This window comes from Streptomyces sp. NPDC048001 (assembly GCF_043203115.1).
GTDB lineage: Bacteria > Actinomycetota > Actinomycetes > Streptomycetales > Streptomycetaceae > Streptomyces > Streptomyces sanyensis.
In genome coordinates, this window is the sequence record NZ_JBIDBN010000005.1 from 234712 (window position 1) to 254190 (window position 19479).

The 19479-nt window shown below is 71.7% G+C and carries 10 protein-coding genes; 3 read left to right on the plus strand and 7 right to left on the minus strand.

Going from position 1 to position 19479, the window contains the following annotated elements; translation table 11 throughout:
- The first annotated feature begins 238 nt into the window (after window positions 1-238).
- Window positions 239-1297 carry a beta family protein gene (locus ACGF15_RS11485; RefSeq protein WP_392798024.1) on the plus strand — a complete coding sequence of 353 codons (1059 nt, stop codon included), beginning with the start codon at window positions 239-241 and terminating at the stop codon, window positions 1295-1297.
- Window positions 1298-1354: 57 nt separating this feature from the next.
- On the opposite strand, the gene ACGF15_RS11490 is transcribed toward ACGF15_RS11485, so the two are convergent.
- The 3 genes from ACGF15_RS11490 to ACGF15_RS11500 all read right to left on the minus strand — a co-directional run bounded on the left by ACGF15_RS11490 (window position 1355) and on the right by ACGF15_RS11500 (window position 6233).
- Complete coding sequence (locus tag ACGF15_RS11490) at window positions 1355-5227, minus strand: AAA domain-containing protein (RefSeq protein ID WP_392798027.1); 3873 nt, start codon at window positions 5225-5227, stop codon at window positions 1355-1357.
- On the minus strand, window positions 5224-5685 hold the full coding sequence (locus ACGF15_RS11495) for a hypothetical protein (RefSeq protein WP_392798030.1): 462 nt from the start codon (window positions 5683-5685) through the stop codon (window positions 5224-5226). The genes ACGF15_RS11490 and ACGF15_RS11495 overlap by 4 nt, the downstream gene beginning before the upstream one ends.
- A 107-nt stretch (window positions 5686-5792) precedes the next feature.
- Window positions 5793-6233, minus strand: a complete 441-nt coding sequence (locus tag ACGF15_RS11500) for an ATP-binding protein (protein WP_360650770.1) — start codon at window positions 6231-6233, stop codon at window positions 5793-5795.
- A gap of 149 nt (window positions 6234-6382) precedes the next feature.
- On the opposite strand from ACGF15_RS11500, the gene ACGF15_RS11505 reads away from it, so the two are divergent.
- Both ACGF15_RS11505 and ACGF15_RS11510 read left to right on the plus strand, forming a co-directional pair.
- Window positions 6383-7261: a helix-turn-helix domain-containing protein gene (locus tag ACGF15_RS11505; RefSeq protein ID WP_392798299.1), complete on the plus strand. Its 879-nt coding sequence runs from the start codon at window positions 6383-6385 to the stop codon at window positions 7259-7261.
- Complete coding sequence (locus ACGF15_RS11510) at window positions 7258-7461, plus strand: DUF397 domain-containing protein (RefSeq protein WP_392798033.1); 204 nt, start codon at window positions 7258-7260, stop codon at window positions 7459-7461. Before ACGF15_RS11505 ends, ACGF15_RS11510 begins: the two co-directional genes overlap by 4 nt.
- 48 nt (window positions 7462-7509) lie before the next feature.
- Here ACGF15_RS11510 and ACGF15_RS11515 read toward each other — a convergent pair whose 3' ends face one another.
- The 4 genes from ACGF15_RS11515 to ACGF15_RS11530 form a co-directional block, all read right to left on the minus strand.
- A complete protein-coding gene (locus tag ACGF15_RS11515) occupies window positions 7510-12690 on the minus strand; it encodes a class I SAM-dependent DNA methyltransferase (RefSeq protein WP_392798036.1) in 5181 nt (1726 codons plus the stop codon).
- 13 nt (window positions 12691-12703) lie between these two features.
- Window positions 12704-15688 (minus strand): DEAD/DEAH box helicase, encoded by a 2985-nt coding sequence (locus ACGF15_RS11520; RefSeq protein WP_392798038.1) that lies wholly within the window; start codon window positions 15686-15688, stop codon window positions 12704-12706.
- Between the two features lie 80 nt (window positions 15689-15768).
- Entirely contained in the window at window positions 15769-17028 is a 1260-nt protein-coding gene (locus ACGF15_RS11525) for a serine/threonine-protein kinase (RefSeq protein WP_392798041.1), read from the minus strand.
- A gap of 832 nt (window positions 17029-17860) precedes the next feature.
- Window positions 17861-19414, minus strand: a complete 1554-nt coding sequence (locus ACGF15_RS11530) for a beta strand repeat-containing protein (RefSeq protein WP_392798044.1) — start codon at window positions 19412-19414, stop codon at window positions 17861-17863.
- Window positions 19415-19479 lie beyond the last annotated feature (65 nt).

Genomic DNA, 19479 nt, shown 5'->3' on the forward strand with positions numbered 1-19479 from the left:
GGGCCACGGCAGACGCACGGTCAGGTACGTGCAGACGTCGTGGGGTTCGGCTGCCGAGCTTGACGAACAGTACCTCTCCGGTCACAGCGCTACCAGGTTCTTCCAGGTTTCGGCCAGGAAGGCCGAAAAGGCGCCATTCCCTGCGGCGGTGCGGCAGCGGACCCTGGCAGGAGCCAGGGAGACGACGAGGGAGCAGCGCGCGAGACGAGGACACCGGCCGAGCCGAGGGGGAGCCGCCATGTCCGCACCGCTGTACGTTCCCGTCCTTCCGGCGAGGCCGCACGCCCGCACGGCCTACCGGCAGCTGAGCCCATCCGTGCAGCGTGCCCTCGTGCCGCTGTGGAACCTTCCCTCCCGTGCGGGCCGGCCTCCGGACGTCCTCGCCGCGGGCGTAGAGAGGGACGTCTTCGCCGTCAGCAAGGTCCACCGCAACCATCCGGCCTGGGTGGACGCCCCGTTCGCCGACGAGGACCACCTGGCCGCACTGGCCCCGGTGCTGTCCGCGGTCGCCGAGGTGAGCCCGCTGCGCCCGGTGACCGGCCCCGAGCGCCCCCGGCACCACCAGGCCACCACGCTGGAGAGCGCGCGGCGCACGGGCAGCGGGCTCGCGATCCGGGTCATGGTGCCCAGCGAGTGGGACGACGCCCTCGGCCACGGCGTCCGCGACCTGCTCGCCCGCCTCGACCCCGCGGTCGAGGCGGACCTGCTGCTCGACCTGGGCGCCGTCCGCGCCGACCGCACCGACACGGCGAAGGAGGCGCTGCGGGCACTCGACGCCCTGATGCCGCTGACGCCCTGGCGCACGGCGGCGGTCCTGGGCGGCGGCTTTCCCGACGTGACCGCGGAACTCGTCGAGTACGGGAGGGCGGAAGAACCCCGCACGGACTGGCACCTCTGGCACGAACTGCACCGCAGCCCCCGTAGCTACCTCGGCCGCCTGGTGTACGGGGACTACGGCGCCGACTCCGCCCGCGGCATCACCCGCGGCCCCTCCTCGGGCACCGGCGGCCCGCCCTGGGGCGTGCTCCGCTACACCACCGGCGACTCGTTCGTCCTCGTGAAGGTGCCGACGGGAGGCCAGGACCGGGCCGCGGCGGTCCGGGCCGGGGCCCGGGAGCTCGTCGCGCTGCCGGAGTTCCGCGGTGCCGCGGCCAGTGCCGCCGAGACCTGGCTGCGCGACTGCGCGCGGGGCCAGGGCCCGAAAGGCACCGGGACCGCCGCGATCTGGCTGCAGCAGGCCAACGTCCAGCACCTGACGTACGCCGTCCGGAGCCTGACGCCCCGGACCGGGCCCTGAGGCCGGGACACCGCGCGGCACCCGACCTCCGGGACCGGGGACGCCCCGGACAGGCACTCAGCCGAGGAGCGGCTCCAGCGCCGCCTCACCGGCCAGGATCCGCCAGGCCGGCACCCGGACCGTCCGGGCCACCGGCCCGGGCTTCGCTCCCGCGCCGCCGGACGGCAGCCCGGGCAGCAGGTCACCGCGGGCGTGCGTCAGCCGCAGATGGCGGGCCGGGTCACGGTCGTGCTCCGCGCCGGTGTCGACGAGCACCGCGGTGTTCGCCCCGTCCACGGTGAACAGCAGGTCCACCGTGTGCCCGCCGACCACGGCCTCGCGCTCCAGATCGGTGACACCGCGGCCGCCGAGGTACTCCTGGAGCCGGTCCGCGAGTTCCGCGCGCATCCCGGTCCGCGGCTGCGCCGCCACGAACCCGCCCGCACCCGCCGAGGAGTCCGCGCCCAGCACCTCGGAGCGGTCCGCGAGGAGCGCCGGCAGCCCTGCCTGCCCCTGCCAGAAGCCCTGGCTGCCCACCGTGATCAGCTGCGACTTCGCCCGGGTGACGGCCACGTTCCACAGGTTGACCTGACGGGCCACCCAGTGCGTCGTCCGGGGCGGCGTGTTGCCGGTGGCCACCGGGCTGAGCACCATGACGTCGCGCTGACCGCCCTGGAAGGCGTGCACGGTACCGACCCTCACCCGGTCGTCGTCCGCCCACACGCGCGCCAGGGCCTCCTTCTGGGCGCGGAACGGGGTCACCACCCCGACCGTCGCCTCCTCGGGAAGCCGCGCCAGCAGCCGGTCCACCGTCTCCCGGACCCGCGCGGCCTCCGCCGCGTTCCGCCAGGACCGGTCGCCCGCGCCCCGCGCGGACTCGCCGTGCGGCACGTCCACCCAGCCCAGCACGGGAGCCGGATCCGCCGACCCCGCCGGGTCGAGCGCCGGGACCTGCCTGCGGACATCGGTGAGGACCTGCAACTGGCCCGCGTAGCAGTAGCCGTTGACGACCTCCGCGATCGCCGGATGGCACCGGTAGTGCTCGTCGAGGAGCAGCGCCGCCTCCCCGTGCTGCGCGGCCGCGTGGTACGACGCGTACACGTGGTACGCGAGCCGGTGGTCCTCCAGCTGCGCCGCGCTCAGCCCCGCCCGCACCCGGGCCTGCCGCTCCTGCTGCGCCGTGATCCCGGGAATGTGCCCGAGCTGCATGGGATCACCGATGACCAGCGCCCGCTTCGCCCGGAACAGCAGCGGCAGCACCGAGGGGATGGAGCACTGGCTCGCCTCGTCGATGACGACGAGGTCGAAGAGCTGCGGGGCGAGTTCGAGCTGGCGCACCGAGTGCGTACTGATCGCCCACCCCTTCAGATGTGCCATCAGGTTCCGCTGGCTCTTCTGGAATCCGGACCGCCGGCGCAGCGCCTGGAGCCGCTGGCCCATCAGCGAACGCCCCCGCGCCATGGCCTCGGCGGCCACCGCCCGCGCCAGTTCGGCCGAGGTCTCCGACAGCCCTGCACCGCCGGCCAGCCGCGCCTGCTTCAGCGCCTCCTCGTCCCGGCCGAGGAGCTGCGGGACGAGCTCCCGGACCGCCCCTTCCACGGCCGACAGCTCCGCCAGGTCCAGCAGGAGCCCGGCCGGTACGGGCCGCTCCGCCGCCCAGGCCGGCCACGGGCTCGCCGGGGCCTCCCCGGCCGAGGCGGCGAACGCGGCCAGCGCCCGCCCCCTGCGCCATCGGCCGAGGGCGAACCAGCCCGCGGCGGCGGCCTTCCGCGCCCGCTGCTCCCAGCGGGCCAGTGCGGCGACCCCGTCCTCGGCCCACGCCCCTTCCACCAGCGCCACCGGCAGCCCGAGCCCGTCCGCCCGGTGGTCCCGCTCCCGCAGCAGCTCAAGCAGTCGTGCTTCGTCACCGACCAACCGCGCCGCCTCCGCCCGCAGCGCGGCGGCCCGGCCGTGCCGGTTCCGCAGCTCGCCCGCGACCGTCGCCGCACCCCTCGCGGGGGCCTCGACCGGCTCGGCGAGCAGCCGCTCCAGCTTCGCGGCCTCGCGCTCCAGCGCCTCCGCGTTCCCCGTCCGCATCAGCAGCCCCGGGGAGATCGCGTCGCAGCGCTCGGCCACCACGTTCACGGCCTCGTTGTTTGTGGAGGCGACCAGCACCGACTGGCCGGCGGCGACCGCGGTGGCGACCACGGCCGTCACCACCTCGCTCTTGCCCGTCCCGGGCGGTCCCGTGGAGACCGTGAGCGGCCGGGTCATCGCGGAGGCGACCACCCGCTCCTGGCTCTCGTTGCACGGCCCCGGCGACACGACGACCGGGGCCGTGCCCGCGCCGCCGTCCTCACCCCCGCCGCCGCCCGTCAGGAGCGCGTCCAGCGCGGTGCCGGGGATCTGCCCGGTGCGCGTGGAGATCTGGAGCAGGTTGTCCACCAGGGCCTCGGTCGCCAGCCGCTCCACCCCGGAGGGCGCGAGGAGCACAGCGGCGTTGTGGGCGCCGGGCCGCAGGGAGTCCATAACGGACCGCTCGCTGAGCGCGGACAGGTCCAGCGGCTCCAACTCCGGGAGCCCGAGCCGCGTCAGGAGCTCCCGCACCGCCTTGACCATCTGCGCGCCGTTGCCCTCCTGCCAGCTCGGCTGCCAGTCGGCCAGCAACTCCGCGGCAGCGTCGTCCGCCAGCAGCTCCGTCACGATCCCGGTGTGCAGCGAGGGCACCCCGCTCGGCCGCAGCCGGTCCCGGCCGTCCTCGTCCGGCGCCAGCTCCATCGGCTGGATCAGCAGGGGCGCGATCTGCACCGCGGCCCGCCCCCGGCCGCCTTGGCCGCGCTCGGGCAGGGTGACGGCCGGATAGCCGTACCAGTACTCCTGCAGCGCGGACGCGTCGACCTTGGCGCCGCTGCTCTTGGGCCTGGGGAGCTGGGCGGGGGCGGGAAGGCCGGACCCGAGGCCGGACTGGATCGTCTCCGACCCCTGCCCGAGCAGGAAGTACGCCGAGCCGCGGCCGCTGTCCCGGTCGGGCCGCATCCCCGCCGCAGCCTGCGCGCCCAGACAGTGTGCGTAGTAGCGCAGCAGCCGCGCCGGGTCGACGCCGTCCTGCGCGTCCTGCCCGGCCAGCAGCCGCGCCTTCCGCAGCGCCGGGGAGACCGGGGCGGGCCCGGCGGCACCGGCCGGTGGGGCGGGCAGCTGGACGGACCGGGCCACCGAGCGGGCCAGCGGGAGGGAGTGCGTCGCGCGGATGGTGGACTTGGTGGGGCGCTGCTCCTCCGGGACGCCGTTGCGCACCATCTGCGCGGTCAGGTACTCGAACAGGTCGTCGGGGGTGATCCAGCCGCTGTCCTTGATCCGCCCGCTGCGCAGCCCCTCGACGATCTCGCCGGTGAACCGGGAGGTGCCGAGGGAGGACCCGGACGGTGCCATCGCCGAGGCGGCCTGGAGGGCGTCCGAGGCGGTGATGAAGTACACGCCGGTCGGCCGCAGCAGCGTGCTGGGCGCGGGCCGCTGACCCTCGTCCGAAGCGCCCTTGGCCGTCCAGCCCTGGACGACGGAGCCGCTGGAGCAGCAGTCCAGGAGCACGACCTTCGAGGAGGCCCGGCAGGACTGGAGCATCCGCTCCAGGAACTCGGCGGGCACGGCGGTGCCCGGCAGGTCCTCCGGGTCGGCGTCCCGGGTGAGGAAGTACAGCTGCCCGTCGGCCTCGCAGAACTCCCCGTGCCCGCTGAAGTAGAGCAGGGCGGTCTCACTGGACTGCCGCTCCTCCAGGAACTCCTCGATGGCGTGCAGCATGTCGGCGCGCGTCGGCTCGGCGACCATCGCGCACTCGTTGTACATGCCGATCTCGGTGCTCTCCAGCACCGCCCGCATGTAGTGCAGGTCCGCCCGGACCGGCGGCAGATCGTGGTAGCGCTCGCTGTCGTACGTGGATACGCCGATGAGCATGGCGTACCGGTCGTTGCCGCTCACGCCGTGCCCGGCCCGTCCTCGTCGCCGCCGGTGCCGGTGCTGGTGCCGGTGCCGGTGCTGGTGCCGTCGCCGTCCGCCGGGCCCTGGGGGTCTTCGAGGAAGCGCTCGATCCGCGCCTCGTCCGCGCGGGCCTGCTTGCCGGTGATGGTGAGCGTCGCGCCGTCGGGCCGGGTGACGACCACGGTCCGCTGCGGGACCCGGGCCAGCCAGACCTGGATACCGGCGGCGGCCAGCGAGCCACCGCTGAACACCAGCCCGATGAGGTCGGCGACCGAACCGCCCTTGTCGGTGGCACGGACGCTCTCCTGCGGGCCGCCCGGAACGTCGAGGGCGGCCTCCGGGTCGCTCTCGGCCAGGGCGGCGAGCAGTTCGCGGGCTTCGCGCCGGGCGCGCAGCGGGTCCTCGTCGACGATGGAGACGCGGTAGCCGGCGGCCGGGTCGCTGTGGGTGGTGCGCACGTTCGGTGTCCCCCTTGGTTCCCCGTGCGGTGTACACGGGCACACGGACCGACGACGCTAGCGGCAGCGACCGACAGCCGGGCTGCCGCTTGCCGAAAACCCGCTGGTCATTGGCCTGAAATGGACAGCTCCGCCCAGACGGTCTTCCCCGGGCCCCCGACCCGGGGCGCGACCGCCCACCGGCTCGCCAGCCGCTCCACCAGGAGCAGACCGCGCCCCGACTCGGAGTCCCCGGGCGGCTCGTGGGAGGAGAGCGGCGGTACGCGTTCGGTTCGGGTGTCGCTGACCTCGACCCGCAGGGTGTCGGCCGTGCCGGTCAGCCGGAGGTGGAAGTCCCGCCCGGACACATGCCCGTGGCGCACGGCGTTGCCGGTGAGCTCGGCCGCGATCAGCGTCAGGGACTCGTTGGCGGTGGACGCGTAGGGGTGGCCCCAGCTGTCGAGCCGGTGCGAGACGAGACGGCGGGCGAGACGGGCGCCGCGCGGCGAGGACGTGAAGCGCATCGAGAACTCAAGGACCACTGGTACGGGGGATGTTTCGCTGTTCATGGGGCCTACGCTCCCGTCGCCCGCCTACGGTCGGTAAGACACGACGCGCCTACGCGCGGTAGCGGTAGGCGGCGTGAGGCGGTGTGTAGGCGAGGCGGAGCGTGACGGCCGACGAGCAGCGGCGTTGGCCGGTGGAGGTGATCCAGGGCATGAGCGAACCCACCCGGCGACCGGACGGCGACACCGGCGACGGCACAGGCGACGACACGACTTCCGGGCACGCGCCGGACCCCGGCTCGGGCATGCTGCGCGTCTTCGGACGGCAGCTGAAACGCTTCCGGTTGCGGGCGGGCCTGGAGCGGCCCGAGTTCGGCGCGCGGCTGGGCTACTCCGTGTCCACGATCGCGGCGTACGAGCAGGGCCGCCGTGTGCCGCCGCCCCGCTTCATCGACCAGGCGGACGAGCTGCTGGACGCGGGCGAGGTCCTGAAGGAGATGAAGGAGGAGGTCGCGCGGGCGCAGTACCCGGCGTTCTTCCGCGACGCGGCCAGGTTGGAGGCGGAGGCGGTTGAGCTGCATGTGTACGACACACATGTGGTCAACGGCCTGCTGCAGACCGAGGAGTACGCCAGGGCCGTCTTCACGATGCGGCGTCCTCTTCTGGGTGAGGAGACGATCGATGAGCGTGTTCAGGCCCGATTGGCCAGGCAAGGCGTCCTCGCTCGCCAGCCGCTACCTACGATCAGCTTCGTCATCGAGGAGTCTGTGCTGACGAGGCCGCTCGGTGGCGAAGCTGTGATGCGCGGCCAGCTGGAGCACCTTCTGCTCTGCGGTCAGCGGCGCAACGTGGAGATTCAGGTGATGCCGAACAGGCGTCAGGAGCATGCTGGTTTGGCCGGACCCTTCACCTTGATCGAAACGGTTGAGGGGCGGAGGATTGCCTACGTGGAGGCGTACAACCATAGTCGTCTCTACACGGAGCGGAAGTCTGTCCGGGAGCTGGAAGAACAGTACGGCCTTCTCCGCGCCCAGGCCCTCACGCCTCGCGAATCGCTGGACCTCATTGAGAAGTTGCTTGGAGCGACATGAACAAGGCAGCGGCTGAACCGATCGTGCGAGACCTTCAGTGGGTGAAGAGTAGCTACAGCAGTGGCGAGGGTGGTCAGTGCGTGGAGGTGGCTGAATGCGCGAGCAGCGTCCATGTGCGTGACTCCAAGGACACGAGCCGCCCTGGACTCGTGGTCGACGCATGCGCCTGGACCGCGTTCGTCGGCTTCGCCAGCCGGTAGAACCACGACGTGGCTGCCCCGGACCTCTGGGTCCGGGGCAGCCACGCGTCACGCTGCGTTCTCCCCGGCTGCCTTGCGTGCCGGGGGTGTCCACCGCCCGGCCGCGATCTCCGAGTCCAGCCGCGCCTGGAAGTGCGCGTGCGCTGCCCGCATCTCGGCTTCACGGTCGGCCTTGTAGAAGGGCGCGACGTACCCGGCGGGGGGCGGAGTGTTGGCGGGGTCGGCGAGGTGGGCTTCGAAGTCGAGCCAGTCCTGCTTGGTCTGACCGTGGCCGTAGGTGTTGAAGTTCTCGGCAATCTTACGGCCGTTGGCGTCGAACCAGGTCTTCGCCTCGTAGTCGTGCAGCTGCGGGTAGCGGGACTTGAAGATCGCGACCAGCTGGTCAGCGGAGATACCTAGCCACACGGATACCAGCGCATCGAGTTCGACGAGCACAGCACGGCGTTCGTCCTCTGCTCGAAGCGGGGTGGTGTATTCCCAGGTCGGCTTGAGGCCGGAAGCGAGGGGTTTCAGGCGCGGCCAACCTTGGTTGGCCCAGTCCTCGTAGCCCGCCCAGCGGGGGTCGAACAGCTCCTCCCAGAGAGGGGCGTAATGGTTCGTGAGGGCATTGAGGCGGAGGGTGCGGAGGAGGAGAGCAGGGGCTAGGGGGTGCTGAGGATCCGGTGCGGGCATCTTGTGGGCTTCTGCGACCTGGAGGTTCGAGCGGCTCGTGATGCGGAGCAGGTAGTCGAGCGGTAGAGAAGCCCAGAAGCCGACGTTGAGCGTAGTGCGCCGGTCGTCCGGTAGAGCTGCTGAGAACACGGTGTGGATATGGGCTGGGCCGGGGGGGATAAGGGCAGCGTGCAGGCAGCGACTGCTATCGAAGGGGATCATCCTTCGCCAGGACAGTCGGAAGTACTCTGTGGGCGGCTTTCCATGCCAATTCTCCTGTGGCTTGGAACCGATCTCTCCGCCAGGCGCGCGCACGTAGTTTGTTACGGGTACATAGTCCTCGGGAAGCTGCGTTGGGGTGAGCAAGTCCCAGTCCCGGTTGCTCCGACAGGGGATTCTCGGTTCCTTGGAGAAGGGGAGTGATGCAGCGAAATGTGGCCCTTGGAGGATGACATCTGAAAGAGAGCGCACTCTCTGATTGCCCCAACGGATCAGACCTTCCCGCTTAGAGTTAGCTTCGTCGTAGCCTCTCGTGATCAGCGGATCGAATTCCGCCAGGCTCATGCCGTATGAGGCCAGCGCTTCGATGGCGCCTTGCTCACCTTGTAGAACGGCGTACAGCAGTGGACTCTCTGCGCTTGAACCTGCCGAGCCGGTAAGGGTCCGCCAACTGGTCAATAGTTCCTTGTTGACATGTACCACGCGCTCACGGTGTGGGCGGATATCCCAAGAGCCGTTGTGCTTGATGCCGGGTGCCTCGCCGCTCCCGTCGTGGGCAAGCGAGTCGGGCAACACGTCAGCGCCGCGCAGCTCGCTCAAGTGCAGGAAGTCAGGCTCCCGTGGACTCCCGTAGATGTGCATTCCGAATTCTTGGGACCAATTTAGGTCATCGAAGGCCCACCTAGATGAGTTCACGAAATGTCCGTGCACTCGAAGATGCCGGTATGCGGCAGCCCGGATAGCTCCCTCCCTCGCGCCGCCAAAGTGCGTGTCAGGATGGATCAGACCCGCGTTACCGCGCGGAGAAAGGTGCTGCCATACCTGTGCAATGAACGCTCGGTACAGGTCGCCCTGCGTTCCTACCAGCAGGGCGTACGATGCTGCGCTGCCCAATGTGGCTACAGAACCTGCATGCACTGCCAACTCGCCGAGGAGGAAACGCTGGTAGCGCTCCTCGGCGCTCAGCAACTCACTCTTTCGCAACCTCCAGTATGCCGCACTGGGGTTCTCTTCCAATACGAACCACGGGTCCAGCTCCGCCAGAACCAGGTCCTCCTGCCATCGAGGCCGCACCCACGGCGGGTTCCCCACCTGCAGATCGAACCCGCCCCGCCCCCCGAACACCTGGGCGAACTCCAACTCCCAGTGGAAGAAGCCCTGCTGGGCTGCCACGTCATTCGCGACGCCCACCCACGGGAACCGGCTCTCCAGCCAGTGGGAGCGGTCCATGCCCATCCAGTCCGGCAGTTCGTCCTCGTACTGCTCCAGCGCGCCGAGCGAGTCGAAGGACGCGACCAGGGACTCCGCCGGCACGTCGTGGGTGCCGAGCAGCGCCTCCGCGAAGTCCAGCCAGTCGTCCAGGTCCGCCAGCGGGATGACCTCGCGGCGCTGGCCCGCGAAGGCCTGCTCGCCCTGCCGCTTGCCCTTGCGTCGCTTGTCGATGTCGCCGCGCTTGACCTCCTTCACGGTGACGTTGCCGAGGAAGTCGACCTCCTCGTACGTACGGATCACGTCCGACGCCGCCGATGCCCCCGCACCGGCCCCGCCCCGCGCGGGCGCGGCCTCCGCCCGCTCGTACCGCCCGTCCGTGCCGTTGAGCAGCCCGGCCTCCTGCACCGGCCAGAACCACAGCGCGCACCACGCGTCCATGATCTTCTTCAGCCGCCAGTACGGGGTGTCCACCGCCGTCAGGTCGGCCAGCACCTTCTCCCGGGGCACCGCTTCCTTCGGCGAGCGCAGCCAGTCCGCCTCCGCCTCCCACACGTCGACGCGCCGGGAGATCTCCCGCTCGGAGATCGTCAGCCGCTGCACCACCAGGTCCCACAGGTACTCGGCCCGCCGCGCCAGGCCCTGCAGCCGGGCCGTCTGCTTCGCCGTCGGGGACTTGGCGACCGCCTTGCGCCAGGCGGCGAGCGCCTTCGCCGCCTCCGGTGCGAGCGCCTTCGCCTCCTTCTCCGCGGCGACCGCGCCCCACTCCTTTGCCGGGAGCAGGAAGTGGTGCACCGCCCCCTCCGGCAGGGTTACGCCCGCCTGCGCGTCCGCCAGCGGGTGGCGCTCCGGGGTGGTGCCCAGCCAGCCGCCCTTCTTCAGGCGCTCGGGCCCGTACACCTCGCGCCGGCCGCCGATCAGCGAGTTGCCGCGCCGCAGGTGCAGGCCGAACCAGGGGGCCTCCATGCCCGGGTGCATGGTGTTGAGCCACAGGGAGACCTCGGCCAGCTCCACCGCCGTCTCGTTGAGGTCGACGCCGTAGGAGTTGTGCAGGGCGATGTACGCCTTGGCCTTCTGGAGTTCGACGGCGTACTGCTCGGTGTCGATCGAGCGGCCCAGCTCCTTCTGGCGGCGGCGCAGGTACTCGGCGGCGACCTGGTTGATCGCCTCGTTGAGGAACGCGCCCGAGCCGAGGGCCGGTTCGCAGATCTTCCAGTCCAGCAGCTCGCGCGCCTCGGTCACCGTGCCGTCCTGGTCCAGGCGGTGCTGGAGGGCCAGCTGCACCGTGACCTTGGTCAGCGACTCCGGGGTGTAGTACGAGGCCGAGGTCTGGCGGTCGCGGCCGGACAGCCGGTAGACGAACGAGCCGGGGGCGTAGCGCACCCGCAGCTCCTCGCCGGTGTTGCGGTCCTGCCGCCGGACGAAGACCGCGTCCGGGTACTCGTCGGCCTTCGACTTGGGCACCAGCCAGGAACCGTCCTTCGGGTCGCCGCCCTTGGCGACCTCGTACAGCTCCTCGCCCGCGATGAAGCCGGAGTACGACATCAGGCCCTCGTAGACCGCGCCGAGCTGGTTGATGCCCAGCTGCGCGTACGAGATGAAGCCCCCGCGCTCGCCCCTTTTCCCCTTGGTGAGCATGAGCTTGTGCAGGACCTCGTACAGGGTCGCGTTGCGCAGCCGGGTGTCGAGGTAGCGGACGGACTCGCCCCGGGCGAGGGCCTCGTCGGCGTCGTGGCGGGGGTCGGTGACGGTGTCCGCGCCGATCAGTCGGATCGAGTCGCGTTCGAAGAGCGTGGAGTGCAGCGGCTCGAAGCGCAGCCCGAGGTCCTCGCTGGTCTTCGAACCGGTGGCGTCGGCGGCATCGCCGGTCTCCGCCGTCCCGGTCGCCTCGCCGTGCGTGCGGCGCGGCCGGTAGCCGTCCTGGACCTTGCGGAACAGCAGGTCCAGGGATTCGTACAGGTAGAAGCCGCGGCGTGACTTCTCGTCGACGAGGTCCCGTTCCGCGACGAGTTCGCCGAGCCGCCCGAGGCCGTAGCCCAGCTGGTACTCGGGGTAGTCGGACGGCAGGATGCCCAGCTCGGGGCGGGCCTCGGCGTACAGCAGGAACAGGATGCGGTACAGGTAGCGCAGCGACTCGCGGGTCAGCTGGCGTCCCAGTTCGGGGAGTTCGCCGATGTCCTGCGGGTGCACGCCCTGCTCGCGCAGGCGCTCCAGGACCTCGTTGGCGATGAGCTCCACGCTCAGCCGCAGTCCGTCGCGCAGTTCGCCGGAGACGCCCACCGCGTGCTTGGTGGACTTGCCGACGAGGGCGGCGAGGGGGTTCTCGCCGCCCTCCTCAGGGGTGCGGAGCGAGTCGGCGCCGAACAGGGCGGCGACGGTGTCGAGTTCGCCGCCCGCCCGGGTGTCGTTGCGCTGGAGCGCGAGGTCCAGGGAGACCGCGAGATAGCGGCCCTCGCCCCAGACCATGCGGTCGGCGAGGACGACGACGCCGCCGACCAGCAGCAGGACGTAGCGGGGGGCGTCCTCGCAGGCGAAGAGGAACGAGGCCAGCTTGGAGCCGGTGGCCAGGCTGGTCGAGCCGTCCAGGGCGACCGGTTCCAGGAGCCGGCCGGGGCCGTCGGGGTCCAGGGCGGCGTCCGGCTCGGCGGCCCAGCCGCAGTCGAGGGCGACCAGGCCCTTCTCGGCGTGGGCGACCGTCACCTCGTAACTCTGGCCGGCCCGCTCCACGGTGAGCGTGCCCGCCTTCGCGTCATAGCCCAGCGCGCGCAGCACGTCCGCGTTGAGCGTGCGCACCCGTTCGCGCCAGGCGGGCGCGCCGTACGTCACCGCGTCGTTCCCGGTGTCGGGCGTGGCGGCGGAGCCCTCGGCGTCCTCCGGGAGGGCGAAGAAGGACCGGGCCCGGAAGTAGTCGCGGCGCAGGGCCCGCAGCCCGGCCCGCGGGGTGACGGGCAGGGCCGTGGCGGCGTCCTCCCGCGCGGTGCCCGGGTCCTCGGCGGGGGCCGTCCCACCCGCCCCGGACGGGGGCCCGGCCGCCTCCTCCCGCTCCTTCCACGTCTGGAGCAGGCCCGTCTTCAGGTCCTTGGGCAGCACCTCGGCCAGGTAGTGGGCCGAGAAGTAGTCGCCGCGGTTCACCAGGGAGTCGTACGTCATGGCAGGTGCTCTCTCAGCGGGCGGCGGGCGCGGCGGACGGGGACACGGAGGCGGCGGGCGGGGCGTCGGGGTCGGGCAGCAGGACGGCGAGGACCCGCAGCATCGGGCGCTGCCCGGTGGTCAGCAGATCGTCGGCCAGGTCCGTGAGCCGCCGCTTGGTGTGCTCGCCCGCGAGGGTGGGCTGCTCCCAGTCGCCCAGCCGCAGCTTGTGGTGCTCGATCGACTCGCGCAGCGGACGGTCCCAGGCGTCCCGGTGGCGTTGCATGAAGGCCTCGGCGGCGGCGAGCGCGTCCGGGACGGCCTCGGCCAGCGGCGCCGGGTCCCGGTAGCGGAGCTTGTTCGCCATCGTCGGGCCGACTCCGGAGCGGCGCAGCAGGGACACCATGTCGTCGTCCACGGCCCCGTGCCGCGTCACGCCCATCCACCTGACGACCGTCGGCCTGCCCAGGGTGTTGGCGTACACGCCCTGCACGAGGAAGACGGGCTCCGTCACGTTGGCCGTGATCATCGGCGCCTCCTGGCGCCCGAGCCGGACCAGCACCTTGTCCGTCAGCCATTCGACGACCGGATGCAGATCGGTCAGCAGGGAGATCTCCGGCCAGCTGGAGGTGGAACCCGCCTCGCGGGCCCGCTGGAGCGAGTGCTGGGCCAGGCGCCGGTTGAAGGTGACCAGGAGGCGTTCGCGCAGCCGCTGTTCCCGCAGGTAGTCCACGGGCAGGGCCTTGAGGCGGTGCAGCAGGTCGGCCGGCGGGCGGAAGGACAGCAGGCCGGACTGCTCGTCGCGGTCGAGGTCCAGCCGCTCGCGGGCGTCCGGGTAGACCTCGCGCAGCGCCTCGTCGAGGAAGTGGGCGGTCGAGTCGAAGAGGCGGGGGAGGACGGAGCCCGTCGCCGTGCCCGCGTCCGCGGCCGTTCTCTCTCCGGCCGCCTCGCCCGGGGCCCCGGCGGCATGGGCCTGCGCGTCCGGCTCCTCGCCGACCTCGCCGACCTCGCCGACCTCGCCGACCTCGCCGAAGAAGTCCGCGAGGAAGTCGTCCATCGCCGCCGTGCCGGAGCCCTCGTCGGACCGGTGTCCGTCGAGGGACTCGTCCACCGTCCGCCCGCGCAGCAGATCCTGGATCAGGGACTTCTCCTCGGCCTCCGCGCGGTACAGGCCGGTGACGGCCTCGGCGGTGCCCAGCGAACGGTGCGCCTGGTCCTCCCGCTCCAGGAGCCGCTCGGAGACCAGGGTGTCGTCCTTCGCACCCTCGATCCCGCTGGTCAGGATCAGGGCGTGGAACTGCGGCGGACGGGCCTGCCCGTAGCGGTCGATGCGGCCGTTGCGCTGCTCGATGCGGATCAGCGACCAGGGCACGTCGTAGTGCACGAGCTGGTGGCACTGGCGGTGCAGGTTGACGCCCTCGGAGGCCACGTCGCCCGTCAGCAGGATCCGTACCGGTGCCCCGGCGAGCCCGAACTCCTCCACGACCCGCATCTGCTGCTCGTCGGAGAGACCGCCGTGCATGACGCGCAGTGAGTCCTTCGCCGCGCGGCCCCGGAAGCCGAGGGCCGCGGGCAGGACGCCCGCGAGCCACTCCAGGGTCTGGACGCGCTCGGAGAAGACCACGACGCGGGTGTCCGAGGCCGGGCCGACCCCGATGTCCTTCAGCTGCCGCACGAGCGCGCCGAACTTCGCCGAGTCGGCCTCGGTCAGGTCCGCGGTCAGCTCGGCCAGTCGGTGCAGGGCGGCGAGCTCGGCCGCCGTGCCCCGCGGGTCGTCCTTCTTCTGAAGGGTCCTGGTGCGCGCGGTGACCGTGGCCCTGAACGCGGCGTGGGAGGAGAGGAAGGACTTCAGCAGGGTGTACGGGAAGAGCGGGACCGAGCTCACCGACGGGCGGCCGTCCTCGGGCAGCCAGACGGCGGCCAGCTCCTCGAAGACCTTCTCCTCGGCGGGGGTGGCCGGGCAGTGCACCGCCTGCGAGGGGCCGCGGTCCGCCCACTGCCCCTTCATCTGCTCCCGGACCTCGGTGCTGATCTTCGTGCGGCGGATGAAGAGGTGCTCGATGTCCTCGGCCCGGTAGTTCTCCGGATCACGGATCGCCGCCGGGTCCAGCAGCCCGATCAGCTCGGCGAACGAGCGGGCGTCGCCGTTGTGGGGGGTGGCGGAGGCGAGGATCAGGGCGTCGGTGCGCGGTGCCAGGGTCTGGGCGAGCTGGTTGCGCAGCGAGCCGCGGTTGATCAGGTTGTGCGACTCGTCGATGACGACCGCGTCCCAGCGGATCTGCTCCAGGTGGTGGCGGTACTGGTCGGTGTTCTTGAGGGTGTCGATGGAGACGATCACGCGCTTGAAGTACGTGAACGGGTTCCGCCCCGCCGGGATCTCCCGCTGGATCCGCTCGATGCCCACCGAGTCCAGCCGGACCAGCGGAATGGAGAACCGCGTCCACAGCTCGTGCTGGAACTGCTCCAGGACGTGCTGGGGGGTGACGACGAGGATGCGCTCGCCCCGGCCACGGCGGATCAGCTCCGCCAGCGTCAGACCGATCTCCAGCGTCTTGCCCAGGCCCACCACGTCCGCGATCAGCAGCCGCGGCCGCAGATTGGCGCCGGACAGGGCCAGCTCGGCGGGCCGCCGCTGATAGGGGAGCGCATCCAGCAGGAAGGAGTCCGCGAGGGCGAGCCGCCGCTCCGACTGCGGCAGGGCGGTGCGGCGCAGCACCGCCTCCAGGAACAGCCGGGAGCGCCGGTAGTTGGGGGAGTCGTCCGCGATCAGCCGGGTGTCCCGCGGGTCGATCAGCTCGACGGTGTCCAGGCGGGTGAAGAACACGGCCTCCTGGTCCCGGACGAAGTCCGACACCCCGACCACCTCCACCCGGCTGCCGTCGTCCCTGGTCGGCACCGCGTTCCTGACCAGCCACACCTCGTCGCGCACGAGGACCTGCGCGCCGGCCGGGAACTGCTCCCGCCCCGCCGCGTCCGGCACGTCGCCGTTCTGCTCGGGGCTGGTCTGGACGGCGGTCACCCGGCGCCTCCTGTGCTGTCTCGTGACGGATGGGGCAGGCCCTCCAGTATCGCGGGTCTGCCAGGGGCGGAATGCCGGGTTCAGAAGGACGCGGTCGCCGCGTAGACCTCGCGGAGCCGCTGCGCGGTGATCCGGGCCTGGGCGGAGTGCAACCGCTGCCCCGAACGGCTCCGGGCCGGGCGGGCCGGGGCGGGCGTGGCAGCCTGCTCCGGCACCGCGTCCGTGTCCGGGGCGGGCGCCGGGGAGGCGGGCGCGGCCGGTGCGGCCGGAGGCGTGGCGGCGCGGGAGCCGGGGCCCTGTGCGGGGCGGTCGACGCGGGTCGGGGTCGGTTCCGGGGCCTCATGGGGGAGGACCAGCGTCGCCACCGGCGGTGCGTACGGCTCGGTGTCCGGCAGGCCGGCCGGAGCGGTGGGCGGGGCCGGTGCGAGGACCGTGGGGAGCAGGACCTCCCGCTCGGAGGCGGGGGCCGCCGTGTGCGTCGTCAGCCGCCGCCGCGCCTGGGCGACCTTGACGCCCTGGGCCTCGATGAGCGACCGGCAGCGCCGGACGACCTCGGCGAGGGCCGGCCGGTCCCCGGCCCGGTGCGCCAGCATGGCGGTCAGCAGCGGCACCAGGTCCTCCGGCATGTCCGACAGGTCGGGCGCCGTGTCCGGATCGGTCACCTGATGGAAGAGGACGTTGATGTTGGCCGCCTGGTAGGGGAGGTGGCCGGAGACGGCGAACAGCATCACGGCACCCAGCGCGTAGACGTCGGCCGCGGGCGTCAGCGGCCGGTCGCCGCGCGCCTGCTCCGGCGGCATGCACGACGGGGTGCCGACCACCGTGTTGGGCGCGGTCAGCGACACGCTGGACTCGGCGAAGACCGCGAGCCCGAAGTCGATGATCTTCGGCCCGTTGGGGCCGAGCAGCACATTGGCCGGCTTCAGGTCGCGATGGAGCAGGCCCTGCTTGTGCACGGTCGCGAGCGCCTCGGCGAGCGTCGCCCCGAGCGAGGCCGTGAGCAGGGAGGGGAGCGGGCCGTGACGTGCCACATGACGGCTCAGGTCGGGGCCCTCGATGTACTCGGTCGCGAGCCACGGCGGATCGGCCTCCGCGTCGGCGTCCAGGAGGGCGGCGATCCGCGCGCCCCAGATCGTCTTGAGGATCTCCACTTCCTGCGCGAAGCGCTGCCTGGTCTCGGAGTCCACGACCGACGGCTTGATGACCTTGATCGCGGCAGGCTCCCCGCCCGGCGACTCGCCCAGGTACACCTGTCCCATGCCGCCCTGCCCGATGCGGCCGAGCAACTCGAAACCGCCCAGCTCGGCGGGGTCGTGCGGGCTCAGGGGAGCGATGTGCACCGGTGGCCTTCCTGCTCGGGTCGGGTGGGACAGGGCTGACGGGCTCGTGCGTCCGCCCACCGTATCCGCCCGGGGATCCCTCCCGTACGGTCAAAGACGCACAAGGACGGGTCGGGGAGTGCCGTGGCGTGGAGGCCGTGCGGGCCGAGGTCCGGTCCGTGAGGACGCCGGCGGTGATCCGGAGCCGCGAGCGTCGCCCTCATCGGCTCACCACCGGTGCGGGCCGCGGCCACCGTCCTCGCGGGGCCGCGACGCCCGCCGGCAACGGCCCGGCCCGAAAGCCCGGCGGGGCTCCCCGCCCACAGGAACGGGAAGCCCCACCTGCCCGCCTGCACAAGAGGCCACCGCGACGAGCGAAAGGGCCCGTCAGCAAGCTGACGGACCGTCATGCACGTTCGAGGCTGGCGACTCTGGGAGCGCCCGTGACGCGGGAAGGGCCGCACGGGTTGGGCGGGTTGTGACGCATGCCTGAGCCCGTACGGCCTGTTCCCGTCCTGCCCTGTGCGGGATCTCCCGCGCACACTTCGGCGAGTTGCTCGAAGAACTCGCCCCGCGTCGGGAGGGTCCCCGCGAGTCGGCGCTGTGCCGCCGGCGCGGCAGGGACCCGGCGCCGGGCAGCGGGAGCCGGACCGAAACGGCGGTCGGCTCTCGTCGCTTCCACGGCCACCGTGTCGTGATACGTCGTCACAAACGCTCATGATCACGGTGGCCGTACCCCTACCCACCCCCGCCCCGACAACCCTCCGACCAGCACAGACACCGGAACTACAGCTGCCGTGTCAGCCCCGGCGGAACCGCGAGTTCTCCCTCGGTAGGCGGCCCTCGGCGGGCTCTACTCGACGGCGGGGACGGGGGGGCACGTCACTTGCTGGCCGGCGCCTGCCTCGGCGACGCAGCCGCCAGTAGTCGCCGTTGCCCTGCCGTCGTCTCCGTTGACGATCGCAGTGTTGTCGTCGCCGAGCCCCGCCTGGGCGCTGCTGCGGTCGCCGTTCACGACGGCCGTATTCCCGTCACCTGTTCCCAGGCCTCCGATCGAACCTGCAGACGCGCCGCTGGCATCACCGTTCACGGTCGCGGTGTTCCCGTCGCCGTCGGTGGCCCTGGCGCCGCTCCGCTCCCCGTCTACCGTGGCGGTGTTCCCATCACCGTTACCCGCTTCGGCCAGGCTTCCTCCGCCGTTCACGGTGGCGGTGTTCCCGTCACCGTTGGTTGCGAAGGCGCGGCTGGCGTCGCCTTCGACGGTGGCGGTGTTCCCGTCACCGTTGGTTGCATAGGCGCGGCTGGTGTCGCCTTCGACGGTGGCGGTGTTCCCGTCACCGATACCCGCTTCGGCAAGGCTTACCTCGCCGTTCACGGTGGCGGTGTTCGCGTCACCGTCATCGGCGCGCGCGGTGCTGAAGTCTCCTTGGACGGTGGCGGTGTTCCCGTCACCTCCACCTGCTGTGGCGTTGCCGCCGTTCCCGTCCACGGTGGCGGTGTTTCCGTCACCTCCACCTGCTGTCGTTGCCCTGCTGTCGTCTCCGTTGACGATCGCAGTGTTGTCGTCGCCGAGCCCCGCCTGGGCGCTGCTGCGGTCGCCGTTCACGACGGCCGTATTCCCGTCACCTGTTCCCAGGCCTCCGATCGAACCTGCAGACGCGCCGCTGGCATCACCGTTCACGGTCGCGGTGTTTCCGTCGCCGTCGGTGGCCCTGGCGCCGCTCCGCTCCCCGTCTACCGTGGCGGTGTTCCCATCACCGTTACCCGCTTCGGCAAGGCTTCCTCCGCCGTTCACGGTGGCAGTGTTCCCGTCACCGTTGGTTGCGAAGGCGCGGCTGGCGTCGCCTTCGACGGTGGCCGTGTTCCCGTCACCGTCATCGGCGCGCGCGGTGCTGAAGTCTCCTTGGACGGTGGCGGTGTTCCCGTCACCCCCGCTCGCCGTGGCGCTGCTCCCGTCACCAGTCACGATGGCGGTGTTCCCGTCACCCCCGGTTGCCGTGGAATGACTGTCGGCGCCTCTGACGCGGGCCGTGTTGTGAGCACCGTCGACCGTTGCGCTGCTGCTGTCGCCGTTCGCGAGAGCGACCGACCCTTGTCCGGAGGCTGAGCACGTCGCGGTGCCCGAAACCTGCTCCGGGGTTCGGACTTCGCCGTTGGCGGCAACGCATACGTTGGGACTTTCTGCCGCAGCCGCTCCGACACCTTCGAGTCCGAAAGTGAAGAGTCCCGCGGCCGCGGCTACGCCGATCCCGGCCCTCAAGGCCACACGATGCTTTCTCCGCCGCCCTGAGGATTCTTGGTGGTCTTCGGATTGAATTCCGCCGTTCATGATGAAGCCTGCTGATTCTTTGGGGTTTCTTGAGGCTGGCTGCGGAGCCTGTCTGAACCAGGCTTCCAGTCCGGCCACTTCGGTGAGTGAACAATCGCCACCATTCGCGGTCGGACTCCCCCTGCAGCTGGGGACAGAATATT